This window comes from Glutamicibacter ardleyensis, assembly GCF_014644555.1.
GTDB lineage: Bacteria > Actinomycetota > Actinomycetes > Actinomycetales > Micrococcaceae > Glutamicibacter > Glutamicibacter bergerei.
In genome coordinates, this window is the sequence record NZ_BMKX01000009.1 from 49,271 (window position 1) to 74,691 (window position 25,421).

The 25,421-nt window shown below is 61.6% G+C and carries 25 protein-coding genes; 18 read left to right on the plus strand and 7 right to left on the minus strand.

The window, feature by feature from the left end; all coding sequences use genetic code 11:
• A partial coding sequence (locus IEX04_RS18630) for an HNH endonuclease signature motif containing protein (protein WP_194446465.1) occupies nucleotides 1–877 on the plus strand: 877 nt, incomplete at its 5' end.
• Here IEX04_RS18630 and IEX04_RS15065 read toward each other — a convergent pair.
• Nucleotides 865–1,338, minus strand: coding sequence for a VanZ family protein (locus IEX04_RS15065; protein WP_188686818.1), 474 nt, complete (start codon nucleotides 1,336–1,338; stop codon nucleotides 865–867). The two genes, IEX04_RS18630 and IEX04_RS15065, sit on opposite strands and share 13 nt — an antisense overlap.
• 178 nt (nucleotides 1,339–1,516) lie before the next feature.
• On the opposite strand from IEX04_RS15065, the gene IEX04_RS15070 reads away from it, so the two are divergent.
• From IEX04_RS15070 to IEX04_RS15105, 8 genes are all read left to right on the plus strand, one after another.
• A complete protein-coding gene (locus tag IEX04_RS15070) occupies nucleotides 1,517–2,851 on the plus strand; it encodes a DUF4872 domain-containing protein (RefSeq protein WP_188686821.1) in 1,335 nt (444 codons plus the stop codon).
• A gap of 146 nt (nucleotides 2,852–2,997) precedes the next feature.
• On the plus strand, nucleotides 2,998–4,149 hold the full coding sequence (locus tag IEX04_RS15075; RefSeq protein ID WP_188686824.1) for a GuaB3 family IMP dehydrogenase-related protein: 1,152 nt from the start codon (nucleotides 2,998–3,000) through the stop codon (nucleotides 4,147–4,149).
• A 213-nt stretch (nucleotides 4,150–4,362) separates the two neighbouring features.
• Nucleotides 4,363–5,154, plus strand: coding sequence for an SURF1 family protein (locus tag IEX04_RS15080; RefSeq protein ID WP_229677179.1), 792 nt, complete (start codon nucleotides 4,363–4,365; stop codon nucleotides 5,152–5,154).
• 37 nt (nucleotides 5,155–5,191) lie between these two features.
• Nucleotides 5,192–5,656 (plus strand): DUF3817 domain-containing protein, encoded by a 465-nt coding sequence (locus IEX04_RS15085; protein WP_188686827.1) that lies wholly within the window; start codon nucleotides 5,192–5,194, stop codon nucleotides 5,654–5,656.
• A 125-nt stretch (nucleotides 5,657–5,781) separates the two neighbouring features.
• On the plus strand, nucleotides 5,782–6,456 hold the full coding sequence (locus IEX04_RS15090; protein ID WP_188686831.1) for a DUF6308 family protein: 675 nt from the start codon (nucleotides 5,782–5,784) through the stop codon (nucleotides 6,454–6,456).
• Nucleotides 6,457–6,533: 77 nt separating this feature from the next.
• The gene (gene guaA / locus IEX04_RS15095) at nucleotides 6,534–8,120 is read left to right on the plus strand and encodes a glutamine-hydrolyzing GMP synthase (protein ID WP_188686836.1); all 1,587 of its coding nucleotides are present in this window, start codon (nucleotides 6,534–6,536) and stop codon (nucleotides 8,118–8,120) included.
• Between the two features lie 222 nt (nucleotides 8,121–8,342).
• On the plus strand, nucleotides 8,343–12,485 hold the full coding sequence (locus IEX04_RS15100; protein ID WP_229677180.1) for a DNA helicase: 4,143 nt from the start codon (nucleotides 8,343–8,345) through the stop codon (nucleotides 12,483–12,485).
• A complete protein-coding gene (locus tag IEX04_RS15105) occupies nucleotides 12,482–12,796 on the plus strand; it encodes a hypothetical protein (protein ID WP_096257365.1) in 315 nt (104 codons plus the stop codon). The genes IEX04_RS15100 and IEX04_RS15105 overlap by 4 nt, the downstream gene beginning before the upstream one ends.
• Here the strand turns inward: IEX04_RS15105 and IEX04_RS15110 are convergent.
• On the minus strand, nucleotides 12,793–13,488 hold the full coding sequence (locus IEX04_RS15110) for an SAF domain-containing protein (protein WP_188686839.1): 696 nt from the start codon (nucleotides 13,486–13,488) through the stop codon (nucleotides 12,793–12,795). The genes IEX04_RS15105 and IEX04_RS15110 overlap by 4 nt on opposite strands.
• A gap of 67 nt (nucleotides 13,489–13,555) precedes the next feature.
• Nucleotides 13,556–14,176, minus strand: coding sequence for a 5-formyltetrahydrofolate cyclo-ligase (locus tag IEX04_RS15115; protein WP_188686842.1), 621 nt, complete (start codon nucleotides 14,174–14,176; stop codon nucleotides 13,556–13,558).
• Nucleotides 14,177–14,292: 116 nt separating this feature from the next.
• On the opposite strand from IEX04_RS15115, the gene IEX04_RS15120 reads away from it, so the two are divergent.
• Together IEX04_RS15120 and IEX04_RS15125 are read left to right on the plus strand one after the other, a co-directional pair.
• The gene (locus IEX04_RS15120; RefSeq protein WP_188686845.1) at nucleotides 14,293–14,910 is read left to right on the plus strand and encodes a GNAT family N-acetyltransferase; all 618 of its coding nucleotides are present in this window, start codon (nucleotides 14,293–14,295) and stop codon (nucleotides 14,908–14,910) included.
• Nucleotides 14,911–15,092: 182 nt separating this feature from the next.
• Nucleotides 15,093–15,923, plus strand: a complete 831-nt coding sequence (locus IEX04_RS15125; RefSeq protein WP_188686848.1) for a hypothetical protein — start codon at nucleotides 15,093–15,095, stop codon at nucleotides 15,921–15,923.
• A gap of 91 nt (nucleotides 15,924–16,014) precedes the next feature.
• On the opposite strand, the gene IEX04_RS15130 is transcribed toward IEX04_RS15125, so the two are convergent.
• A complete protein-coding gene (locus tag IEX04_RS15130) occupies nucleotides 16,015–16,512 on the minus strand; it encodes an Lrp/AsnC family transcriptional regulator (protein ID WP_188686850.1) in 498 nt (165 codons plus the stop codon).
• Between the two features lie 111 nt (nucleotides 16,513–16,623).
• Between IEX04_RS15130 and IEX04_RS15135 the strand changes: the two genes are divergently transcribed.
• The 5 genes from IEX04_RS15135 to IEX04_RS15155 all read left to right on the plus strand — a co-directional run bounded on the left by IEX04_RS15135 (nucleotide 16,624) and on the right by IEX04_RS15155 (nucleotide 20,568).
• On the plus strand, nucleotides 16,624–17,097 hold the full coding sequence (locus IEX04_RS15135) for an NUDIX hydrolase (protein WP_188686853.1): 474 nt from the start codon (nucleotides 16,624–16,626) through the stop codon (nucleotides 17,095–17,097).
• A 38-nt stretch (nucleotides 17,098–17,135) separates the two neighbouring features.
• Entirely contained in the window at nucleotides 17,136–17,966 is an 831-nt protein-coding gene (locus IEX04_RS15140; protein WP_188686855.1) for a glycine betaine ABC transporter substrate-binding protein, read from the plus strand.
• 69 nt (nucleotides 17,967–18,035) lie between these two features.
• Nucleotides 18,036–19,256: a pyridoxal phosphate-dependent aminotransferase gene (locus tag IEX04_RS15145; protein ID WP_096257349.1), complete on the plus strand. Its 1,221-nt coding sequence runs from the start codon at nucleotides 18,036–18,038 to the stop codon at nucleotides 19,254–19,256.
• A gap of 167 nt (nucleotides 19,257–19,423) precedes the next feature.
• Nucleotides 19,424–19,627 carry an antitoxin VbhA family protein gene (locus IEX04_RS15150; protein ID WP_188686858.1) on the plus strand — a complete coding sequence of 68 codons (204 nt, stop codon included), beginning with the start codon at nucleotides 19,424–19,426 and terminating at the stop codon, nucleotides 19,625–19,627.
• 77 nt (nucleotides 19,628–19,704) lie between these two features.
• Entirely contained in the window at nucleotides 19,705–20,568 is an 864-nt protein-coding gene (locus IEX04_RS15155; protein ID WP_188686861.1) for a PPK2 family polyphosphate kinase, read from the plus strand.
• Between the two features lie 5 nt (nucleotides 20,569–20,573).
• Here the strand turns inward: IEX04_RS15155 and IEX04_RS15160 are convergent, their stop codons facing one another.
• The 3 genes from IEX04_RS15160 to xseA are packed head-to-tail and all read right to left on the minus strand — an operon-like array spanning nucleotide 20,574 to nucleotide 22,850.
• A complete protein-coding gene (locus IEX04_RS15160) occupies nucleotides 20,574–21,317 on the minus strand; it encodes a ZIP family metal transporter (protein WP_308422428.1) in 744 nt (247 codons plus the stop codon).
• 24 nt (nucleotides 21,318–21,341) lie between these two features.
• On the minus strand, nucleotides 21,342–21,572 hold the full coding sequence (locus tag IEX04_RS15165; RefSeq protein WP_188686864.1) for an exodeoxyribonuclease VII small subunit: 231 nt from the start codon (nucleotides 21,570–21,572) through the stop codon (nucleotides 21,342–21,344).
• A 9-nt stretch (nucleotides 21,573–21,581) separates the two neighbouring features.
• Complete coding sequence (gene xseA / locus IEX04_RS15170; protein ID WP_096257344.1) at nucleotides 21,582–22,850, minus strand: exodeoxyribonuclease VII large subunit; 1,269 nt, start codon at nucleotides 22,848–22,850, stop codon at nucleotides 21,582–21,584.
• A gap of 245 nt (nucleotides 22,851–23,095) precedes the next feature.
• Here xseA and IEX04_RS15175 point away from each other — a divergent pair, with 245 nt between their 5' ends.
• Together IEX04_RS15175 and ychF are read left to right on the plus strand one after the other, a co-directional pair.
• Complete coding sequence (locus IEX04_RS15175) at nucleotides 23,096–24,193, plus strand: 4-hydroxy-3-methylbut-2-enyl diphosphate reductase (RefSeq protein ID WP_188686868.1); 1,098 nt, start codon at nucleotides 23,096–23,098, stop codon at nucleotides 24,191–24,193.
• Between the two features lie 46 nt (nucleotides 24,194–24,239).
• Entirely contained in the window at nucleotides 24,240–25,325 is a 1,086-nt protein-coding gene (gene ychF, locus IEX04_RS15180; RefSeq protein ID WP_188686871.1) for a redox-regulated ATPase YchF, read from the plus strand.
• Nucleotides 25,326–25,421: the final 96 nt, after the last annotated feature.

The following is a 25,421-nucleotide window of genomic DNA, read 5'->3' on the forward strand; positions in this document are numbered from 1 at the left end:
CGTGGAGGGTGAGTATTTTGATTCGTTGGCGGCGCATGCAGCTAATGGACGCACCCGTGCGGGGGCGCAGGCACGGGTCAACCGGCCGACCCAGTCCGGCCCGGTTGATGAGTCGGCTAGTGCTACGGATTCTTCCTCCACTGAGCAAGCTATTGCCGAACCCGCCCCCGCACCCGCTGAGCCAACCGCCACACCAGAACCAGCAACAGCAAACGACGTAATTGAGCCAACGGTCCCAACCGAACCCAGCATCCTGGATTTCTTACCCGAAGGGGCACAGGAGGAAGCAATCTGGGAACCAGAAACCATGGAACGCCCAGCGACGGTCCCCGAACGAGCGCTCAACGCGTTGATGGACATCCTCACCACAATCCCCACCAACAGCGGTGGTGGTAGCCAACGGATCAGACCTGAAGTTCTCGTGCATTTGAAGCTCGAAAATTTGCAGGACCTCGCCTCCGGGGATGCCCGCACCGCCCACGGAGTGAAACTTCCGCCCGGGGATTTGAGACGGTTGTTATGCGAAGCAGATATCATCCCGGCAGTGTTCAATTCGAAGAGTGAACTGCTCGATTATGGTCGAGCTCAACGGTTGGTGCCGGAGAAACTCAAACGCGCGGTGCTCGCGCGTGATCATGGGTGTATTGTGCCTGGTTGTACCGAGCCACCGGAGAAGATTGAGTTCCATCATATTGATCCGTGGTGGATGGGCGGCGAAACGAAGTTGATCAATTTGGCTGGCCTGTGCCGGGGTGCGCATATGGATGCTGATTCGGGTCGGATCAAGATAGTGGTGGTTGACGGGCTACCGCACGTGATTTTGCCGAAGCATATTGACCCTGCGCAGTTACCGCGGCGTAATACTTACTGGGACTGACCTCCGATCGGGGCTGAGCCCTGCCCATCGGCCCGAACCTTCCGACGACTACGCGACCAAAACAACCAACACAGCGCGCCAAGCAGCGCCCCCAAAGAATTGGCGAGAATATCAAAGCCCGACGCAAAACGCTGCGGGAGAAATAACCACTGGCTCGCTTCGATCAGTGAAGTTGCGAGCACTCCAAGCCCCACCGCCAGCCAGAAGCGCCGCAGCCCAAAGCCCATCAACAACCCCAACGGGATGAAAAGTGCGATATTTGCGCCGAACTCCACCAGATCATAGCCAACAAAGTTCGGCACGCCCACCGAATGCAGCCAAGCTAAAACACTATCCAAAGCACCCCGGGCCGAGGCATCCACCGGCGTTGGCCAGAGCGCAACACAGATCAGCCCGAGCAGATATAGCGCAGGCAATACCCACAGGGCACGAAGGGGGAATCGGGAAGAAGAAATCGGCACGGTCCTTGGAAGCTAGTTTCGAAAAATTGACGAGCTGCCAGCGGCGGCATGTGTCGGGACCCTCATAGTTTAGCCAGTCGCGGGTACCGGTGCGGAAGAAACACCGAGCCCACCCCACGTAGAATGTAGGCACGACGCCACGCAACGGTGCGCGTCACCGGCAACGAAGGACATGATCTTGGCACAACCCGCGAATCTGAAGAAGCTCGCCCGTGAACGCATGGCTCGAACAGGCGAGAGCTACACGACCGCGCGCAAGAACATCCTGACCGATAAGCCCGAAGGCCCTCGCGCGGCCCGCGCAGCCGCCGCACGCAACTACGCCCAAGAGGCTAAAGACGCGCGATACGCTGAAAAACACGGCAAACCCAAACCAAAGCCCAAGCCTGCACCGGCACCAAGCCCGGCAGAAGAGTTGCCCGAGTACCCGGCCCCGACCGAAGTCGTGCAGTACGACGCGGGCCTTTGGCACCGAGTCCTCACCCAAGCCGGCGTGAGCAACCCAGCCACCGGTGAACCGCTAAGCGAGGCACTGCTGGCAGGACTTGCCGGCGGCATCGGCTTCATGGCCTTCACCTTCGAGTACGAGCAGGCCACCACGGTCACCCTCGTCACCCGCGCGCACCCAGAGCCATACACGCAGAACCTGTTGCGTCGCTGCGGCGCCAAGGTCACCGAACGCACCACCGGTTCATCGGACAGCGCTACCGAGTACCTCGATGCGGGGCTGGACGCTGGCCGCGCGGTTGTCGTACGCGTTGCGGTCAGCGCACTGCCATGGATCGAAGCCGGCGAGGTGGATGAGGCAGACATCATCGATGTCGCTATCGTCGGTGAACACGAAGATGACCTGCTCATCGATGATGGCTCCGGCGCACTGATGCCGATCAGCCCAAACGATCTGGCGGTCGCCCGCGCCAAGCGCAAAAAAGAAAAGAACTGGCAAGCCTGGATCCCGTCGAGCCGCTCGCCAAACCTGGACACGCTGAGCGCCAACGTCCTGGAAGCGGTCACCGAAACTAACGGCCGACTGCTTGGCACGTTGGAGCTCAAGGGCATTCCGGAGCACTTCGCAAACCGCGTCGGTATCGCCGGAATGCACACCTGGGTTGAAAGCCTGCGCGACACCAATGGCAAGAAGGGCTGGACGCAGATCTTCGCCGATCCGCAACGTCTGGAAACCGGACTGGCACAGCTGCACGGCTTCATGACCGACACCCGCTTTGGCGGACTCGGTGGCTTGCGCGGACTCTACGCAGACTTCCTCGATGAGTGCGAGCAGTTCCCGGGCCTTGAACCGCTGGCCGAGCACGCCGCAGATTATGCGCAGCTCGCAGCTGACTGGATTGACTTGAGCGAAATGGTCGATCCCGAGATAGACCCAGAAACACGCAGCGAGCTCTTTGCCCGCATGGCCGATCAAATGGAAAAGATCGCAGCCGCAGAAGAACGCGCCGCCACCGCACTGGCCAGCACGCTCAGCCGCCTGAAGGCCAGCAAAACCGAGCGCTAAACGCGGTATTGATACGCCACATTGGGTAACTTGCGGTGAACTTGCTCACCGTAAATCAGCCAAATAACGCCCCGTACCCGTAGTGGTGCGGGGCGTTGCGCGTTGACCGAAGCGGGAATCTCCGCGGAACTTGGTAACCTTGTTAGGTGAGTAACGAGATTGAGATCGGCCGTGGCAAGCGCGCCACGAAGGCATATTCCCTGGACGACGTAGCGATCGTACCGAATCGCCGAACCCGTGATCCCAAGGACGTATCGGTCTCTTGGCAGATCGACGCGTTCGCGTTTGAAACCCCCATCTTGGGCGCACCCATGGATTCGGTGACCTCCCCGGCCACCGCAATCGCCCTGGGCAAGCTCGGCGGCTTAGGCGTGCTGAACCTTGAAGGACTGTGGACCCGCTACGAAAACCCGGAACCGGTACTGGCTGAAATTGCCGGGCTGCGTTCCGAGGCGAGCACCCGCAACGATTCGAAGATCACCGCGAAGCTGCAAGAACTTTATGCGGCTCCGATCCAGCCTGAGCTGATCGGCACCCGTTTAGCAGAAATCCGCGAGTCCGGCGTGGTCGTGGCGGGCTCCTTGACGCCACAGCGCACCAAGGAATACTCCCAAGCGGTCATCGATGCCGGCGTTGACATTTTTGTCATCCGCGGCACCACCGTCTCGGCCGAGCACGTCTCGCAGAACACCGAACCGCTAAACCTCAAGCAGTTCATTTATGAGCTCGACGTTCCCGTCATCGTGGGCGGAGCGGCCGGTTACACCCCGGCCATGCACCTGATGCGTACCGGCGCGGCCGGCGTACTGGTCGGCTTTGGTGGCGGCGCATCCTCCACCACCCGGCGCACCCTGGGCATTCACGCACCGATGGCTACCGCCATTGCCGACGTGGCAGCGGCCCGCCGCGACTACATCGAAGAAACCGGTGGCCGTTACGTGCACGTCATCGCCGATGGCGGCCTGGGCAACTCCGGAGATATCGTCAAGGCCATCGCCATGGGCGCCGACGCAGTGATGCTCGGTACCGCCCTGGCCCGCGCCGAAGAAGCACCGGGCGCCGGATACCACTGGGGGATGGAAGCCGTGCATGAGGTCAGCCCACGAGGTGACCGCGCGCAGATCGGTACCGTCGGCTCGCTGGAGCATGTGCTCTACGGACCGTCCCACGAGACCAATGGCACCTCCAACTTGATTGGCGCCTTGCGCCATTCGATGGCTACCACCGGCTACTCCACGCTGAAGGAATTCCAGCGCGTGGACGTGGTGCTCTCACCATACGAGTCCGACCGCTTCTAAGCATTTTCATTCAAGCCCGCCGTAACCCAGCAAAGGTTCGGCGGGCTTGAGTACTTTAACGCCCCAGTTCCAAAGCCAGCTCCACACGCCGGCGAAAAAGTCTCAACGATCAAGCCCAGCCAAAAGTTCCCCGGGCATCGCCCAACGTGAAGTAGGTCAATCTCACCCCCTGCGCATTGGAACTTCTACAAGCAATCGAAGTACCGTTAGAGTGTGCTGAAAACCGCTTTCAAACCCAAATGGATCGCCGCCTTACTCGGTGCGTTGCTGATTGCCACCGGATTTGTGGCCCTCTCGGGCTGGCAATTTGGTTCGTCCACCACCGAACCGGTGGTCAAGATCGATGAAACCGAGGTGCCGGTCCCGCTGACCGAGCACTACACTCCGGGCGTCGAAATGCTGGGCAGCAAGGCAGACCAAATCGTCGAGTTCTCCGGGCACTTCATCCCGGGCACCGACGTGCTGATCAAGGACCGGGTCGACGATGACAACCTGGGCAACTGGGTGGTGTCCGCCTTCGCCGTCGATGGCGCCAAGGATGACGCGGCGATGGCAGTGGTCCGCGGCTGGCAGCCGGAAACCACCACACCGTCCTCAGCACCGAAGGGCACCATTGAGATCACCGGGCGTCTGCTGCCTCCCGAGGGTCCGGAACTAAACTACGACCTGCGCAACCCGGCACTGGCCACCTTGTCTTCCGCGCAGCTGTCCAACAACTGGGACTTGAAGCTTTACACCGGGTTTGTCACCGCACATTCGCTCACCGCCAATGGCCAACCGGTCACTCAGCCTGGCCTGGAGTCCATCTACGTCGGCCCGCAGCCACAAGAGGCACAGATCAACTGGCTGAACGTGTTCTACGGGATCGAATGGGTAGTCTTCGCAGGCTTCGCGTTCTTCCTCTGGTACCGGATGGTGCGCGATGACTACCAGCGCGGCATGGACGACATCGCCGAAGATGCCGCCGCCCAAGCCGCCGCCCGCGAGCAGCTCCCAGAGAACTAATTCACCACCCTCACAACTTCGAAAGGACTTCGAGCAGATGTCCAGCACCACCCCCACACCGCGCCCCCGCAAATTTGGTGGAACCCCGGCGCAGATCCGTTCGGCCGCAAAATTTTATAAGGTGTTCGCCTACGCGACCGGCGTGATGCTGTTGCTGCTCGTGGCCGAAATGGTCCTGAAGTACTTCTGGCAGCTCGAGCTCTTCGTCGGCGGTGAACTGCTGGACGGCGCCGCCAACACCATCGGGATGCTGAACCGCGCCGAAATCAGTGGGGGAGTGAACATCTCGCTGATGATCCTGATCGTGCACGGCTGGATGTACGTGGTGTACCTCTTCGCAGACTTCCGCCTCTGGTCGCTGATGCGCTGGCCATTTAGCCGCTTCATCACCATCGCCTTAGGCGGGGTCATCCCGTTCCTCTCGTTCTTCACCGAACGCACGGTGCACGCCGAGGTGGACGCGGAGCTAGCCGCGCACCCCAAGGCCGCCAAACGTTACTAAGTGCAACGCAAGACACTGAAAACGGCGGGTGCCAACCGGTTGCCCGCCGTTGCTGTACCCAAGGAGATCCCATGCTGAGCCTCGCGCGGGAGGTAACCGTCGGTGGATCGTGGCACGATATACCCATGAGTGAAATGATCAGCGTTGGGGGAATGACCCAACCGCGCGATAAGTTGCTGGCGTACGCGCGCGACTACCTGAATCCGGAAAATAATTATGCCTACCCGGCGTACGATGCCTACCACGGATCGGGCAGCGCGCAGGTAGAAGATGTCGACCTGCTAGCAATAGTGTTGCTCAATGCCGGTCAACGACCACTGCCTACCTACTACACCTTGCATCGATTGCTGCCGCAAATCAACGAGCGCCTAGCTGATCCTCGGCTGACCGGCACCTTTGCCGAGGCTTCACAGACGACGGTAGAAGCAATCGCTGACCTGTTCGGCATCTTGGATGATCACCGGCCTACTGACTATGTCGGCAAAACCAAACTGCTCAAAGTACTGCACCGCAAGCGCCCAGAGCTGATCCCGTTGTACGACGAGAATATCCGCCGGCTCTACAGCGAAACCCCCAATCCGCCGGTACCGCGTGACACCAAACGAACCCACCGTGAATTTGCCCTCGCCTGGCTACCAGCCCTGCAACGCGATCTGGTCGCATACCATGATTTGTGGCAGGAAATCGTAGCAATGGCGGACCCCAAAGCACCCATCACCGAACTGCGGGCACTGGATATTGTCGCTTGGAAAATGGGCAGCAACGTAGCCAGCACCTCTGGCAAACCCCGCACGTCGTAACCACCCGGCACCCCGGGTGATACTGATGACATGTCCGATGCACGTTCGCGGTGCGCTGAACCAGTAGACTAGAGATCGTGACTACTGCTGACCTCACCCCAGAACATAAGCCGGTTCTGGTCGTCGACTACGGGGCCCAATACGCGCAGCTGATTGCTCGACGCGTACGTGAGGCCCGCGTGTACTCGGAGATCGTCCCGCACACCCTGTCCACCGAAGCCATCTTGGCCAAAAACCCTGCAGCGATCATCCTCTCCGGTGGTCCCTCCAGCGTTTACGCTGACGGTGCGCCTTCCGTAGGCGCCGACCTGTTCGAAGCCGGTATCCCGGTCCTCGGAATTTGCTACGGCTTCCAAGCCATGGCAAACGCCCTGGGCGGTACCGTCGCGGAGACTGGCCTGCGTGAATACGGTTCCACCCAGACCAGCTTTAACGGCGAAGCCCGATCCCTGCTCGCCGGTGCCGACAAAGCACCGAACGTATGGATGAGCCACGGCGACTCGGTTTCCAAGGCACCCGAAGGCTTCGAGGTGCTCGCGACTACCGCCGGCGCCCCGGTTGCGGCTTTCGCCAACGAGGCCAAGCGCCTCTACGGCGTGCAGTGGCACCCAGAGGTTAAGCACTGCGAGTTCGGTCAGGACATCCTGGAGAACTTCCTCTACAACGGTGCAGGTTTGGCCGGAGACTGGACCGCCGGCAACATTGCCGAGGAACAGATCGAACGCATCCGCACCCAGGTCGGCGACGGCAAGGCCATCTGTGGCCTGTCCGGCGGCGTGGACTCGGCAGTAGCCGCTGCCCTGGTGCAGCGCGCCATTGGCGACAACCTCACCTGCGTGTTCGTCAACCACGGTCTGCTGCGCGAAGGCGAAGCAGAACAGGTGGAGAAGGACTTCGTCGCCGCCACCGGCGCGAAGCTCTACATCGCCGACGAACGCGAACGCTTCCTCACCGCACTGGACGGCGTCACCGATCCAGAAACCAAGCGCAAGATCATCGGCCGCGAATTCATTCGCGCCTTTGAGGCCGCCGAGGTAGCAATCCTCAAGGCCGAAGCCGGCACCGGGGAACCGGTCAAGTTCCTGGTGCAGGGCACCTTGTACCCGGACGTTGTCGAATCCGGCGGCGGCGAAGGCGCAAGCAACATCAAGAGCCACCACAACGTGGGCGGACTACCAGAAGATCTGGACTTTGAACTGGTGGAGCCACTGCGCACGCTGTTCAAGGACGAGGTCCGCGCGGTAGGCCGCGAGCTGGGTCTACCCGAGGAAATCGTGGGACGCCAGCCATTCCCCGGCCCAGGCCTGGGCATCCGCATCATCGGTGCGGTCAACGAGGAACGCCTGACCCTGCTGCGCAAGGCCGACGCGATCGCTCGCGCCGAGCTGACCGCCGCAGGTTTGGATGACGAAGTGTGGCAGATGCCGGTAGTATTGCTGGCCGATGTCCGCTCGGTAGGCGTGCAGGGCGATCACCGCACCTACGGTCACCCGATCGTGCTGCGTCCGGTCTCCAGTGAAGACGCGATGACCGCAGACTGGTCACGCCTGCCTTACGATCTGCTCTCCAAGATCTCCAACCGCATCACCAACGAGGTTGACGGCGTGAACCGCGTGGTGCTCGACGTGACCTCCAAGCCACCTGGAACCATCGAGTGGGAGTAACCCCACAGTTCTAGCCGGCACGGTGTAAACCGTGTGGCCCAAGCGGAACCGCCTGTGCTCAGCCGCCCTTCACCGGGTGCGCGAGAACGGACCGGTTCCGCTTGTCCGGTTTAAACGTGTTTCGTGGGCGCATTCTGCCCCACCGGTGCACTACCTTTGAAATGAGGCGTGTAAGCTTTTCCGCGCGCCGTGATGGTCGGTTCAGTGAAGGGAATAACTGTCGTGACTAGTGGCCAAAATGCTGCTGCCGAGCGCGTATCCGCCTGGGTGAAATCCCTGGGCCAAAGCGCCGGCGCCGATACCACCTTGCGGTTTGCTCCGTCGACGTCGAACAGTATCGACATCACGCATGCAAATCCATCGGGGTTGGCCCAGTTTCTAGCGGGCCGTCGTACCCGTCTGTCCACCTTGTTGCACGATGCCGATCAGTTTGCGACCGCCAAGCGGACAGCACGGGCATTAAGCGCTAAGACCACCGAGTTGTGGGACGAGCGCGGCATCGACGTGGGCTACCTCGCCGCAGGTGTCGCCAATTGGCGCGCGGTACATGAGGGCAAGAGCGAGCCGGTCTCCGCACCGATCATGCTTGGCCGGATCACGCTGTCCAAACATCTGGACCACGACGACTACGACATGCAACTGGTAGGCCGCGCCGAAATTTCCCCGGCCTTCGTCCGCCAATTTGAGACCGATCACAACACCAAGGTCGACGTGGACGCGGTAGACGCCGCCGCCTACTCCATTGCCCGCTTTGACCCGGTGCGTGGCATGGATGCGCTGCGCCAGCAGCTCTCCGAGGTCCCCGGGGTAGTGGTTGGACACCGCCTGCTGGTCTCCACCTTCTCCGATCTCATTGACCCGGCCGATCCGGCAATCCTCACCGGAGCACACCCGGTGATCGAGGCGCTGATCCGTGCCGAGGAACGCGCAAGCGATCCCACCGAAGCCGCCGCGCAAGCCGTGCAGCCCGAGGCACCAGCCGAGGCGAAAACTCAAACTCAGGCAGAGTCCTCCCCGCAACCAGAGGCGGACGCAAAGTCCGAGGAATCGAGCGGATCGCGTCTGCGCCGGGTAGCCAGCCTGATCAAGGACTCCTCCAAACCACGGCGCACCACCCCGGCCACGGCGCCTGCCGCCAACTCCACCCGTAAGGTGCACACCGGCACCAGCGTGCTGGCCAAAAACAGCGACGAACGCGACCCCGCAGATGAGCTCTACCTGCTGGACGCCGACGAGTCCCAGGCGAGGATGCTCGACTACATCGCCGCCGGCGAATCGGTGAGCATCAACGCCGCTGCCGGCACCGGCGCCACCCAGACCGCACTGAACGCCGCCGGCCTACTCGCCGCCAAGGGCAAGCGGGTGCTGGTGGTCGCCGAGCAACGTTCGGCCGCCGAAGAATTTGTGCGCCGCTTTAACGAACAGCTCGACGCCGGCAGCCTGCTGCTGGAACCCAACGAGGATCCCGACGCGCTGCGCAACCTGCTGATCCGTGCGATCCTGCGCAATGAGCGAGCCACCGAGCCACAACTGGGCGGGTTGCTCAAGAAGCTGCGCGAATCGCGCGGAGCCCTGCACGAACACGTCAAATCCCTGCATTCGGTGCGTAGCCGTTGGGGCTGCTCACCGTACCAGGCGATGCAAGAGCTTGCTCGACTGACCTCGCTTGACCCGGCACCATCAACCACCGTGCGGCTTAAGCGTTCGGTGCTTGACTCGATGGGCCAGCGTGGCCATGTGGCCGCGCAGCTCAAGCGCGCCGCGCAACTGGGCGCGTTCTCCAAGTCGCACACCACCAGCCCATGGTTTGGCGCGCCGCTACGCAACCAAGAAGCCACCGAGCAGGCACTGACCCTCGCCGGAGGCCTTGGCCGCGACCTGCCGATCCTGCACGAACATATGCTCAAAATCGCCGCCCAGTCGCAGATCCGCCTAGAGGACAGCTACGACAAGTGGGGAGACCAGCTGCAGCTGCTGGTCGCCGTGCGCGGTTCGCTGGACAAGTTTGAGGCGGACATCTTTGAAGGTGACATCGACGATCTGATCGCCGCCACCGCCTCCAGCGCTTGGCGCCGCGAACACGGGGTAGAGATGGGCTCCATCGTGCGCTCCCGGCTGCGCAAAATCGCGAAGGAATACGTGCGCCCCGGCATGCACGTGGCCGACCTGCAGGCAGCCCTGCAAGCGGTCTCCATCCAACGTGACGCCTGGCGCGCCATCGCCACCAGCCAGCGCAACCCCGCCGTTCCCGGCGGGCTGCTGGACGTGGAGGCCGGTTATCACGACGCCGGCGCACGCATCGACAAGCTCTCCGAGATGCTCCCGCCACAACTGGGTACGGGACTGCGCGAAATGCCGATCGCGGAGCTGCTGGACATTATTGCCGCGCTGGTGGACCGCAAGGAAGACCTGGCCGAACTGCCCGAGCGCACGCTCATCGCCGAACAGCTGGCCGAAGGCGGACTGGCAGATCTGCTCGCCGACTTTGCCGACCGTGAAATTGACGCGGACGCCGTCGACGCGGAACTTGAGCTGGCCTGGTGGCAGTCCGCACTGGAAGCGATGATCTCCGGCGATGACTTCCTAGCGATGAACGACGGCGCGAAGCTTGAAAAGATCGAGGCCGACTACCGGTTGGCCGACGGCGCGCACATCTCCTCGGGTCCCTCACGGATCCGCTGGGAGTTGGCCCGCAATTGGAAGGCCGCCTTGGCCGATCACCGCGCCGCCTCCCGTCAGCTGCGCGCAATCCTCAAGGATGGCACTCCGACCGTGGCCGGGCTGCTCGAATTTGGTCCGGCGCTGGTCAGCTCGTTGACCCCGGTCTTCGTCTCGGCACCCCTGCTGCTTGGCAGCGCGTTGCCGGCAGACACCGAGTTCGACGCGGTGATCTTGCTAGAGGCTAACTACCTGACCCTGCGCGAGGTGCTTGACGCGATCCGCCGCTCCAAGCAGGTCATCGCCATCGGGGATCAAATGCTCGGCGGGCCGAAGCCTTTCGAGGTGTCGGTTGATCCCACCGCACGGCTGAAGGAACGCAACCCGGGACGCTCCGCGCTCAGCGCGCTGAACGAAGTTCTGGTCACCGGCACCCTGTCCACCGTGTACCGCGGGATCGACGAGGGCCTGGTCGAACAGCTCTCGCGCACCTACTACGATTCGGCGATCTCCCGGCTACCGGTTGCGGTCACCATCACCGGCAGCAGCCCGCTGCTGACCGGAGTGTACGTGCCCGATGCCACCGGCACGCTGTCCAACAGCGAGGACGGGGTACAGACCACCGCTGCCGAGGTCGCGAAGGTCGTGGACCTGGTCTTTGCGCACTTCGCAACCCGTGGGACCGAGTCACTGGCGGTCATTGCCTCCAACCGTGCTCACGCCGCAGCCATTGCCGAAGCAATCCGGGTGCAGCTGCCCAACCATAAGTACGCGATGGATTTCCTGCGTTCCAAGGTGGAACCATTTGTGGTCACCACCATGGACCGGCTCATCGGGGTGCGCCGCGACGCGGTCATCTTCGCCTGGGGTTATGGACGCACACCGCACGGCAAAACCCTGCACGAATTTGGTGCGCTCTCCCGCGAAGGCGGCGAGCAGCTCTTCGTTTCGGCGATGACTCGTTCACGTAAACGCATGACGCTGGTGTCCTCATTGCTACCGGCCGATGTGGACCTGGACCGGGTGTACCGCGGGGCCTGGCAGTTCTTCGAGCTCTTCGGCCGGGTGGAAGCCGGGGATTCTGGCGTCAGCACCGTGGGCAGCCCACGCTTTGATGCACTGGTCTCCGATCTGGCCCGGCGCCTGCGTGAACGAGGCGCAATCGTGGCCGAGGACTACCGCGGCGTGCTTGATCTTTCAGCGCACGCGCTGGACATGGACGGCGATTCGCCGGTGCGACCGCTGGCAGTGGTTTACGACGGGACCGAGCACTATGCCGGGTTGACCGTGCGTGAACGCAGCCGGTTGCGTCCGGAGTTCTTCGAGAACCACGGCTGGCGCTACGTGCCACTGTGGACCATCGACGTGTTCACCGATCCGGCCTCGGTCACCGACCGGTTGGCGCGCAGTTTGGAGTTGGCCCCGGCCGCCTCCGCGCATCCGCGCACCGGTCCGCGTACCAGGGTTCCGATGGCGCCTCCGGTCTCCGCGAGCAGCGTGACCGCGCAGCCCGCCTCGGCAAAACCAGCGGCCAAGTCGACCGACAAAGCAGAAGCAAAAGCAGAAGCAAAGGCAGAAGCAAAGCCGGGTCAGGAAGCAGAGTCCGCACAGCAGCCAGCGACCCCGGCGCCGATCCCAGCCAGCGCCGACGCTGCCAAAAATGCACCAGCCGAAGATCAGCAGACGCAGAAACCACAGGGTAAATGAGCGAGCGTGCGGGGCATCAACCGGCGGGTAAAAAACCCGCCGGCCGGGTCAAGCGACCCCGGGTCATTGCCCCGCCGCAACAGCTGAGCGCGAAAGTTGAACTCACCGGTAGTTACACCCCGGTACCGGTAGTGGCGTCGGTGGACCGCGCGTTAGCTACCGGGCTGCCGCCATCGACCAAGCCCAGCGCAAAAACCGGCAACCCGATAGCCGAGTTGCGCGCCAAGGACGATGACCCACGCCAGTGGGGAGACAATGTAGAAGATTTGGCCGAAAGCATGAAACGCGACAAACCCCCACACTGGGGTTAGTTCACCAGCACCGCCGAAACCTTGCCACGGGACACCGCACCGGAGAGCTCATCGGAATACTGGTTGGCCGCGGCCACCACGATAATTCCTTCACCGCGCGGACTTGCGGCATTAAACATGCCCAGCTGTCCCTCGCCAGAAGCCGGAACCCATAACACCGGCACCGCCCGAGCAATGGTTTCAGAACTAATCTTGGCTTCAAAACCATCCCCGGTGGTCAGCACAATGTCCACCAGCTGCCCCGGATGCATTAGGCTCACCGTGGCAGGATCGCTGAGCCTGATGGGCACCGCAACGGTCCCGGCAATGGTCCCGGTCAGCAGATTTGGACCCACCATCAGGTGCTCGCGCAACACCGTCCCGGCGGGAACCGCCACCGCCAGACGTTGGCCGATCACCGCCTGTGGTTCAGTCAAAACCTGGTTGTCCGCCGGATCCAGCGGAATACTCAGCAGCTGCACCTGATCGGCTCGAACAATCTGCCCCGATGCCAGATCGCTACTGGCCACCACCACCTCGCGTTGGGCCAGCTGCCCCTCGGCGAGCACATTGATGCCCGCGGCCACCGCCAGCAACAACAGCACCAGGGCCAACGGTTTACGATAACGCCGCAAAAGCTGATGGCGCGTGCGTGCTGCCCGGATCTTTGGCCGCGGAATCACCGGGGTGCGGCGTCGAGATAAATTACTCATACCCCTAAGCAAACCCGCCAACACTAGGAACAGCCACGCACCGGCCGCGAACTGTGGGCAAAGCGCACTAGCGCGGGTCGATGGTATGGAACTGTTGCTCGGTGATCACCACATCCACCGGTCGATCATGGGCTTCAACCCTGAAATCGCCGGTGGGCACAAATTCGGATGCATACACCAGCGCGGCCACCCGGGTTGCTTGCTGCTCGATGAGCGGGAGGAACCGGTCATAGTACCCGCCGCCCTGGCCTAATCTCAGCCCACGCTGATCAACTAACAGTGCGGGGATAAACAGGGTGTGCACCTGCTCAAAAAGCCGCGCATCGTGACGAACGCCCACCGGTTCATCCACCGGGGCCAGCGCACTGCGCCGTAGTTCAACTCCCGGGCTCCAGCGCGCCCACCCCAACTGGTATTGCGGCTGACACACCGGCAGGTAGACTTCGATGCCGGCGTTGACCAGCGCGGTTAACAACACCGAGGTATCTGGCTCTTCGGCCGTTGAGAGGTAGGCGCCGACCCGCATGGCGGTATCGGTCGATTCGGTCAGGTACTTCATCGCCTGCGCGGCCAACTTTTGCGCCAACAGGTCCCGCGCGCTGGGGGACAGGGCGCGGCGTGCGGCCCGCGCGTGTGCGCGTCGGGATTTTTTCTCCGCGCCGAAGCCCGCGGTGTTTGCTGCGTTCATGGGCTCCACTCTACTGCCGACCAAGCAACCACCCACCGCATACCCTCCAAACACCCGCCGCTGTCATATAACCACAGGTGAACGCCTCAAGAGGCGAGCAGAGATACGATGAGTGCATGCTGAGTTTTCTGCGCGGGCGCGACGCCGTGGCACCACTGTCCTCGGACCGACTGCTGCTTCGTGAGATGACCCTGCGCGATCAGCTCGACTGGATTGACCTGCGAAACGCCAACGCCATGTGGCTTAAACCCTGGGATCCAACTAACCCGCTGGGCGCGCCTGAACCCATGAGCTTCAGGGCGATGCTGGCGGCCAAACGCGCCGCCGCACACGCGGGCACCGGCTACTCCTGGGTGATGACCTTGCCGCAACTGCATTCAAAAAATCCGCCGATCATCGGACAAGTCTCGGTCAGCGGCATTCAGTATGGGGCCGCACGCACCGCCTCCATTGGCTATTGGATCGATAGTTCCCACGCCGGGTTCGGCCTGATGCCCGAGGCCTGCGCCCTGGTGATCGATCACTGCTTCCAAACTCTGGCGCTACACCGGTTAGAGATCAACATTCGCCCGGAAAACGCTGCCAGCCTGCGCGTGGTGCAAAAGCTTGGTTTCCGCGACGAAGGGCTGCGCAAGGGATTTTTGCACATCGACGGCGCCTGGCGTGATCATCGAACATTCGCGCTAAACCGCGAGGAACTCAAAACAACGATGTTAGAACGTATCTACGAATAATCGCGCCGTTTGACTGGCGCACGGGCCTTCAGCGCGCAATAACCCACCACGACTTGCGAATTCTTGTAGACACACCGCGAAATCTGCCCGTCGATGCCCCGCGCGTTGCATAGTGTTGACTGATGAAGCCCACCGTTGGGCTTCACTGAATTTGACCGTTCACTCGGTGTGGGAGGATCCCTATGGCTAACACGTCACAGAGCGTATCGCAGCAGCAACAGCCTGCCGCGACAGGCCTCAAGATTCGTGTGCGCTATGGGCGCTTAGCCATCGCGGTGCTCGGCCTGCTGGCGGTAGTCGCCACGCTGATCGGTTTGCTGTTGGCGCCATTTACCGCGCTGACTTTTACCACGGTCGGCATCTTTTTCCTCGTGGCTCTTGGCTCCGTGGCCTCTTTGCGGGCGCTGGCGGTGCTCGATCGCAACCGTAAGCTGCTCGAACACCTCGAAGCTACCCGCGAACGGGCCCTGGATACTCCGGCTTTCGCCGATCAAGCCAACCAGGTGATCATCCGCAAGCAAAGCGATGATCAGGTGTTCGACGCCCGCCCCGGTTCGGCTCGCCGCGCTCCGGCAATCACCGCCGAAGAGCTGCGCTCCGAGGCAGTGCGTGTGGCCCGCGGGGACGGCGGCGTGAAGCAGCCTGCCACCTGGGAGCCAACAAATATTCCTAAGCCCACCTATGTGGCGGTGCGTGAAGCCACCCAACGCGAAATTTCCGCTCGGGTCCGTCCGGAACCAATTCCGGTGTCCGTTCCGCTACGCCCCACCAAGCACATCAGCTTAAAGGCCGATCAGGACGCCAAGCGTTTGGCCGCCGAGGTTTCGGCCGAGGAACGCGCGGCCATCATCTCCGTTGGCGCCAAGGCCGATCCCCAGTCCACCGAGCTGGCAACCCCGGCGGCTGTAACAGCCCCGGCAGCTCCGGCAACCGAGGCAGCACCGGGCACCACGGCCGCCTCCAGCAAGGCGAAACTGAACCTCGACGCCGTCATGCAGCGCCGCCGCGCCTAATAAATTACCGCAGAGCCACTGAACACAAAGACCCGCATCCTGGACAAGGATGCGGGTCTTTGTGATTGCCGGCTCTAGTCGACGAGAATTATTAATCGTTCACCGGAAGTGGGCCCCGGTTACCTAACTGGTGGTCAAAGACCAAGGTGGTTTCGGTGTGTCCCACAGATTCGTCGGTGGCCAGGTTATCGAGCACCCAGTCGCGCAACGCCTCGGTGGAGCCCACCGCAATGTGCAGCATGTAGTCGGTGGCACCGGAGACATGGAACATCGAGAGCACCTCGGGCAAGGCCGGAATGCGTTCGCGGAAGGTGTCGATCTTTTCCCGATCGTGGGCGCGCAACTTCACGGAGATCAGTGCCTGCACGGTGCGTCCCACCGCGGGCAGCGAGACCTCGGCGTGGTAACCGGTGAGTATTCCGCGCTCCACCAGCGAACGGGTACGCAGCAACGCGGTAGACGGGGCGATCGATGCACGTTGCGCCAGCGTCGCATTGGAAATGCGGGCATTGCTGACCAGCTCGTCGATGATGATTCGATCAATCTCGTCGAGATCGTTGCCGAAAGGTGACTCTGGGTGCGATGACATAAGAATATTTCACCATACCCGGCGCCGTTCGTTGAAATGTTTGGGTGTTTTCCTTGCTCCCCGTGGCGCTCGCCTGCCACGAAGAAGCGCAATCGTCGATATATTTAGGGTATGACTCGACGTTCAGAATCCACCGGTGAACCCTTCGACACCCGACTGGCGGCCTACGTCCTGGTCGAACACGAGGACAAGGTGCTGCTGACCTTGTGGGATATGCGCCACCGCGATCCCAAGTTCACCCCGCGCTGGTCCCTGCCCGGAGGCGGCATCGACCTGGGGGAGCAAACCATCGACGGGGCGATCCGCGAGGTATATGAGGAGACCGGCTATAGCGTCGGAAACCTCAGCCTGCTCGATGTCACCACCGGGATCATCCCGGCCGCCAGACGATATTCCGGCGATGATTGCCCGATGCAGACCGTGGCCGTCTCCTACCGGGCCAAGCTCTTAGGCGGCCAACTACGTCACGAAGTTGCCGGCTCCACCAGCCAGGCCGCCTGGTTTACCCGGGAAGAAATTAAGGCACTGAACCGCATCGAGCGGGTCGATCTGATCCTGTCTTTAACCGGCCCCGGCGTGCGCTGAGCCGCAAAACCACCGAGCTAGCCTAGAATCTAGGGGAGATGAACTTACCTAAAACCGCCACCTTAGGCGCGCTGACCCTGGCCGTGACGCTGTCTTTGACCGCCTGTACCGGTGGCGATCCCGACCCGGTGGCACAGTCCAAAAACATCAGTATTTCGGTGGCCAGCGGCACCTCGGCCACCGAGCTGACGCTGGGCACAATTTACGCCGAGGCACTGCGCTCAGCTGGCTACCAGGTCACCGAGTCTGAATCTAGCGCCAACCCGTACCAGCAGGTGCTCGACGGACACGCGGATCTGGCCATCTCCACCGCGGATCACACCACCGTCGAGGGCTTTAAAACCGCCGATCCGGCCGTGCGCGCGCTGCAGCAAAGCGACGCACAAAGTACCCCGGTGCTGGTGATGAGCGCCGCCGAGGCCACCAGCCACGGCGTGGATTCAGTTCCGAGCTTGGCCGCTAACTGCCAGAAGCTGGAAATTATCGGGGTCGCCCCACAAACCGAGTCGCTGAGCAGTGCGCTGGCCGCCGAGGGCTGCACCAAGCCCCGGTATAAAACCGTTCCCGCCGCACAATTAGCCAACCAGCTGCGTGCCTCGCTGAACCGGGTAGTGATACTCGACTCGGCCGATGCCATCATCGGCGATGAAGGTTTTGAGATCATTGCGGGTAGCGAAAAGATTTTTGAGGCCAAAACCGTGGTGCCACTGGCCGAGGACCAACTGGACCAAGAGGCGCAAAACCTGATCAACTCGGTCACCAAAAAAATTGATCAAACCTCGCTGATCGGAATCAACCGGATGGTCAGCGGCGTGGACGCGCTGGATCCGCAGACCGCGGCCGGCAGGTTTAAGATCCTCACGCAGTAGCGCAACACCGGCAGGTCATCAGCCGACCCGAAGGCGCGCGGCGCGTGCCAAACATGAGAAAGTGAACCCATGGCAGAATTCAAGCAATCCACGAAGCTTCACAACGTCCTCTACGACATTCGCGGGCCCCTGCTTGAACATGCGCAGCGCATGGAATCCGAGGGGCACCGCATCCTAAAGCTGAATATTGGCAATCCCGCCACCTTCGGCTTTGAGGCACCGGACGCGGTGTTGGTGGACATGATCCGCAACCTGCCCAACGCGCAGGGCTACTCGGACTCGCGCGGCATCCTTTCGGCGCGCACCGCGGTCTCGCAGTACTACCAGACCCGCGGCATCCAGACCATTGGGGTCGATGATGTGTACCTGGGCAACGGCGTCTCCGAGCTGATCACGCTGAGCCTGAACGCGCTGTTGAACAACGGCGACGAAGTGCTCATCCCGGCCCCCGACTACCCGCTGTGGACCGCCTCGGTTTCGCTGGCCGGCGGCACCCCGGTGCACTACCTCAACGTGGAAGAGGAGGGCTGGCTGCCGGATCTGGAGGATATGGAAGCGAAGATCACCGATCGCACCAAGGGCATCGTGATCATCAACCCCAACAACCCCACCGGGGCGGTGTACCCGAAGGACACCCTGGAGGGGATCCTGGAGCTGGCGCGCAAGCACAATTTGATCGTGTTCTCCGATGAGATCTACGAGAAGATCCTCTACGACGATGCCGTCCACATCAACACCGCCGCCCTGGCCGACGACGTTTTGGTGCTCACCTTCTCGGGCCTGTCCAAGGCTTACCGGGTCTGTGGTTTCCGCGCCGGCTGGATGACGATTTCCGGTCCGCGGCATCAGGCGACCAACTACATCGAAGGCATCAACCTGCTGACCAACATGCGCCTGTGCGCAAACGTTCCGGCGCAGCACGCGATCCAGACCGCGTTGGGTGGCTATCAGTCGATCAACGATCTGATCCTGCCCGGCGGGCGCCTGAAGGAACAGCGCGACGCCGCCTACGACCTATTGCAGGCAATACCCGGGGTGAGCGTGCAGAAGGCCCAGGGTGCCCTGTACATGTTCCCGAAGCTGGACCCCGAGGTCTACCCGATGCACGACGATGAGAAGTTCGCGCTCGAGCTGCTCAAGGCACAGAAGATCCTGATCACCCAGGGCACCGCGTTTAACTGGCCTAAACCCGATCACTTCCGTCTGGTCACCTTGCCCAACGTGCGCGATCTGACCGACGCGGTGGGACGCATCTCGATGTTCCTCGAAGAATGGCGTGCCCGCGCCTAAGCGAAATCGTTCAAAACCCGTGTGCCACAAGCAATTGGCACACGGGTTTTTTTTGCGTTAAAGGTCAAAGAAAACACCCCTTCGCCGAGCTGTTCTAACAACGGTAAAACCTCGAACTGCCTGAGCAAACACGGTAAAATTGAACCATGTTCGAAGGGGGCGCAGAGGTGTCTAAAATTCTTGATCTTGAGTCACGTTGGCCCGAGTTGTTTGCGGGTCTTGGCAGTCAAAGTCGCAACGCCATTGTCCAAGCTTTTGCAGCTTCCTGGCATGAAGGTTGGGAACCGAATCGCGAAGACGTCGAAAATCTCACGAATTTTGTCCGTGGCACCTATGACCGCGCAGAGTACCTGCGGCGTGCGGTGCGCTAGAAACTCAGATGCTTCTCAAATAGCGCAGCCGACCAGTAGGCTAACAAACAACGTCCGTGCCATGAGTTGGGAACCAAATGAGCGATTACCCGCAGAACCTCGTCCAAGCCCTGCGCGTGGTAGGTGAGGTGGATTTATCCACTCGCGCCACCAAGAACCCCAATTGGTGGCCGAAAGATGCCCCCAAAAATAAAAAGGCTGCCGAGCAACGGATGGAAGCGATCGCCGAGGAGCTCGCCGATCTGCAGGAACGATTGTTCGCCGCCGCACTCCACGAAGAACTATCCGATTCACTACTGCTGGTGCTCCAGGGTATGGACACCTCCGGCAAGGGCGGGATCGTACGCCACGTGATGGGAATGTTTGATCCACAAGGCGTGGAACATCATGCGTTTAAGGCACCGACCAAGGAAGAACTGGCTCACGACTTCCTTTGGCGGGTAGAAAAGCAGCTACCGAATCCTGGGATCATCGGCGTTTTTGACCGCTCGCACTATGAAGACGTGCTGATCCACAAGGTGCAAAAGCTCAGCAGCGAGCAGGAAATTGAGCAGCGTTACCCGCAGATTCTCGAATTTGAACGCCGGCTGCAGGCGCGCTCAATTCACCTGCACAAGGTGATGCTACATATCAGCAGCGAGGAACAGTATGAGCGGCTCAGCGAGCGCTTGGACCGGGCGGACAAGCATTGGAAGTACGCTCCGGGGGATGTGGATGACCGACTGTTATTCGACGAGTATCAGCGTGCCTATGAAGTCGCGATCGGACGCTCCGCAACCGAGAGCGCCCCGTGGTACGTGATTCCGGCGGATCAAAAATGGCGCGCCCGTTTGTGCGTGGCCGAACTACTGCTCCAGACGCTGCGCGGTATCGACCCCCAATGGCCGAAGGCAGACTTTGATCTGGAGGCCGAACGCAAACGTTTGGACGCTACCAAATAGGACGGTTAAGCGACGGTGTGCACGGCGAAGGCGGTGAGGAATCCGGCGGTCGCGATGAGCCCGGTGTAGTCGTGCTCCACCTTCCAGGCCTCGGGAATCATCGTGTCCGAGACCATGGTGAGGATGCCGCCGGCGGCCAGCGCAATCGCGAACGCGGTAATTGCCGGATCGGTGAGCGAGAGTAACGCGTACCCGGCCCAGGCGGAAATTCCGGCGGCCAGGGTGACCGCACCCCAGAGCGCAAAGATGCCACCAGCTTTTTTACCAGCCTCTTTTTGCGCTGCGGTGCTGGCCAGTGCCTCGGGAATGTTGGAGATGAAAATCGCCACGAGCATTGCCGGGTTGACCGCGCCGCCGGCGACCAGTCCCACGCCGAGTGCCACGGATTCGGGGATTCCATCGATCAGCGCGCCAATGGCCAGCGCATTACCCGAATTTGCCTCGCTGCCAGCACCGCGCCGCCGCGAACGCTTGGCAACGATCCGGTTGGCGAAAAAGTAGATTAGCGCGCCGCTGACCAATCCCAACGCGGTGACTAGCAGCCCGCCGCCCTGGTAGGCTTCGGCGACAAGCTCGAAGGCCAACGCGCTGATCAGTACACCGGCGCCGAAGGCTAACACGCCGTTGACCAGAACCTTGGGCAGTTTCAGCCACCACCCGGCGGCTGCGCCAAGCAACAGCGAAGCCCCGGAGACCAAACCCCATATGAACGCCCACCAAGCCATATCCATAGGGCTCAGCGTAGCCACAAATCTGCCCGGTGGGCAGGGGTGTTACTGCTCCGTCGCGTTTTCTACGCGGGCGCGGGCCTGATCGAGGCGTTCGGAGACGCCGTTGAGCCAATTTTCGCAGTGCGCCGCCAGTGCTTCGCCACGCTCCCACAAAGCCAGTGAGGCTTCCAAGGGGACGCCGCCGGTTTCTAACTGATTAACTACGTTCATCAGTTCTTCGCGGGCCTGCTCATAGGAGAGGTTTTTGATGTCTGCCGGGATTTGCTCGCTCATGTTCTGTCCTTAAACGTTTTCGTTGGCCTGCTCGGTCGGGAAAATTTGATCAACGGTGGCGGTCAGTTTGCCCGAGGCCACTCGAATGCGTAGTTGTTCGCCACCGGTCAGTGCCTCGGCAGCACGAACCACCGAACCGTCGGCCAGCTGGGTGACCGAATACCCACGGTCCAGGGTCTGTTGCGGAGATAAAGCGCGCACCTGGGCGCTGAGATGTGCGATCTCATCGCCGGCCCGTTGCACCCGGTGGCGGATCAGAGCGGTGGCTCGTTCTCGCCAACGCTGCAGATCTTCGGCCCGCGAAGCGATCATGGTGTGCGGGTTAGCCAGTACCGGACGTTGCCGCAGCGCGGAGATCACCTGTGCCTCGCGGGTCAGCAGGTTGCTAATCGCCCGGTCCAGACGTTGACGCGACATTTGCAGCCCGGCAAATTCTTCGGTCAGATCCGGCACGATGCGCTTGGCCGCATCGGTCGGGGTGGAAGCACGTAAATCTGCCACGTCGTCCAGAATCGGGCGGTCCGCCTCGTGTCCGATGGCGGAGACCACCGGGGTGGATGCCGCGAACACCGCACGCACTAGGTCCTCGTTGGAAAAGGGCAGCAGGTCCTCGAGCGCTCCACCACCGCGGGCGATGACGATGACCTCAACAGCTGGGTCTTGATCCAGTTCACGCAGCGCGGCGGTGACCTGAGCGACCGCATCTACCCCCTGCACGGCGGTATTGATGATGCGGAATTTGACCGCTGGCCAGCGCAGCGTGGCATTGCGAACGACGTCTTTTTCGGCATCCGAGTTTCGACCGGTAATTAGTCCGATGGTGCCCGGCAGTACCGGGAGCCGGCGCTTGTGCTCAACATTAAACAGGCCCTCGGCGCCAAGTGCCTGGCGTAGCCGTTCCAGGCGCAGCAGCAATTCGCCCAAGCCCACCGGGCGCAGGTCCGTAGCGTTCAGCGAAAGCCTGCCGGTCTTAGCGTAAAAACTTGGTTTCACCCGGGCGACCACGCGCGAGCCGACCTCGGGGGTGGCATCGAGCTTACGCATCACCGAGGACCACACGGTGACCGAGAAGGAGTTATCCACGTCTACATCGCGCAGGGTCAGGTAGGCGTGCCCGTTGCGCACATTCGCCTCCAACAGCTGACCTTCCACCCAGGTCATGGGGGAGTTCTCGATGTGGATTTTCAGCTTTTCGGTGAGCACACGTAGCGGCCACGGATTATCTGCCGTGGTTAACGCCGCGGTGGCCGGTAAGCCGGCGGGGGACTCGGACTCCATGCGGGCCGCTCCTTGGAAGTTTTGAAACGATGTGTGGTTCCGCGCGCTTGACCTGCCGCCAGTTGAGGCTGGCCGGAGAAGGACGCGCAGTAGTGACGCTACACCACGGCTGAGACAAAATAAGGGGTTTTCATGCCCGGCGCCGGTCCCGGATTCTGCGGTGGAGGCTAAACTCACAGCCCTTTGCAGGTGGCACGCATCATATGAGCATGCGCTAACTTGCATGGGGTTCGTAGACTAGGGGTATGGCTACTTCCACTTCTGTCCCGGTCTCGTTGCCGATCCCTCGGGTTCCGCGTATTCGTCGCACCCCCGAGCAGATCGCCGCAGCTTCCCCGCAGGTCACCGAGCGCAAGGTTCTGCTGGCCGCCCCGCGCGGCTACTGCGCCGGCGTGGACCGTGCGGTCATCGCCGTTGAGAAGGCGTTGGAGCACTACGGCGCCCCGGTGTACGTGCGCAAGCAGATCGTGCACAACGTGCATGTGGTCTCCGAACTTGAATCACGCGGCGCGATCTTCGTGGAGGAAAACGAGGAAGTGCCCACCGGCGCACTGGTCGTCTTCTCCGCCCACGGTGTCTCCCCAGCCGTGGTGCAGTCCGCCGAGGACCGCGGATTGCGCACCATCGATGCGACCTGCCCGCTGGTGACCAAGGTGCACCGCGAAGCCGTGCGCTTCGCCAAGGCCGATTATGAGATCTTGCTGATCGGTCACGAAGGACACGAAGAGGTTGAGGGTACCTACGGTGAAGCACCGGAGGTCACCACCATCGTGAACAACCCCGAAGAGGCCGACACCGTGGTGGTGAAGGACCCGGACAAGCTGATCTGGCTCTCGCAGACCACGCTCAGCGTGGATGAGACCATGGAAACCGTTCGCCGGCTACGCGAGCGTTTCCCGAATCTGCAGGATCCACCGAGCGATGACATCTGCTACGCGACCACCAACCGGCAGGCGGGGATCAAGGAGATCGCTCCGGACTCGGAACTGGTGATCGTGGTGGGTTCGGCGAACTCGTCGAACTCGGTACGCCTGGTGGAGGTGGCACTGGATCACGGTGCCAAGGCAGCCTACCGCGTGGACTTCGCCAACGAGGTTGATGAGACCTGGTTTGAGAACGTCTCCAGCGTGGGCGTGACCTCCGGTGCTTCGGTGCCAGATGTCCTGGTTCAAGAGGTGCTGGCGCTGCTCGCTGATTACGGTTTCACCGACGTTTCCGAAGTCACCACCGCGCAGGAAGACATCATCTTCTCGCTGCCTAAGGAGATCCGCGGCAAGCTCAAGGAGTCCGGCGATGACGCCCGGGCCCTAGGTGGCCGACGCTCCGCCAACGAAACGAACTAAGCACTTCATTTTTCGCATCTCCTAAGCAAAGGTAGAATCTTCTCCCGTGGCTCTTACTATCGGAATCGTCGGACTGCCCAATGTCGGCAAGTCCACCATGTTCAACGCGCTGACCAACGCCCAGGTGCTGGCAGCCAACTACCCGTTCGCGACTATCGAACCTAACGTGGGCGTCGTCCCACTGCCTGACGCGCGTCTGAAGGTGCTCGCCGGAATCTTCGGTTCCGAGCGCATCCTTCCAGCGACCGTGTCCTTCGTGGACATCGCCGGCATCGTTAAGGGTGCTTCGGAGGGTGAAGGGCTGGGCAATAAGTTCCTGGCTACCATCCGTGAAGCCGACGCGATCTGCCAGGTGACTCGCGCGTTCGTCAACGACGACGTCATTCACGTCAACGGCAAGGTGGACCCTGCCTCGGATATCGAGACGATCGCCACCGAGCTGATCCTCGCCGACATGCAGACCATTGAAAATCAGCTTCCGCGTCTGGAAAAGGAGCTGCGCACCAAGAAGATCGAGAAGTCCTTCCTGGACGCGGTGCTCAATGCGCAGAAGATCCTCGAAGAGGGCATCACGCTCTTCGCCGCCGCGAAGACCAAGGGTGTTGACTTAGAAGAGCTCGCGCCAATGCAGCTGATGACCACCAAGCCATTCATCTACGTGTTCAACACCGATGAGGCTGGTCTGGCCGACACCGAGATGCAGGCGAAGCTCTCCGAGCTCGTTGCACCGGCCGAAGCAATCTTCCTTGACGCACAGTTCGAATCCGAGCTCGCCGAGCTGGAAGAAGACGAAGCGGCAGAGATGATGGAAGATGCAGGCATCGTCGAGTCCGGACTGGGCAAGCTGGCCCGCGTCGGTTTTGACACCTTGGGTCTGCAGACCTACCTGACCGCTGGCCCGAAGGAAACCCGTGCTTGGACCATCTCCAAGGGTGCCACCGCACCGGAAGCAGCCGGTGTGATCCACACCGACTTCCAGCGCGGCTTCATCAAGGCCGAGGTTGTCGGCTTTGAAGACCTTGTTGAGGTTGGTTCCATTGCTAATGCGAAGGCTGCCGGTAAGGCGCGCATCGAAGGCAAGGAATACATCATGAAGGACGGCGACGTGGTTGAGTTCCGCTTCAACGTGTAGTTGCGTTCCGCTTCAATGTCCCGCTCGAGTGCCCGGATCTCCCTGTGGAGATCCGGGCACTTGATCTATGTGCGACCAGCAGGCGAGTCGCCGTGC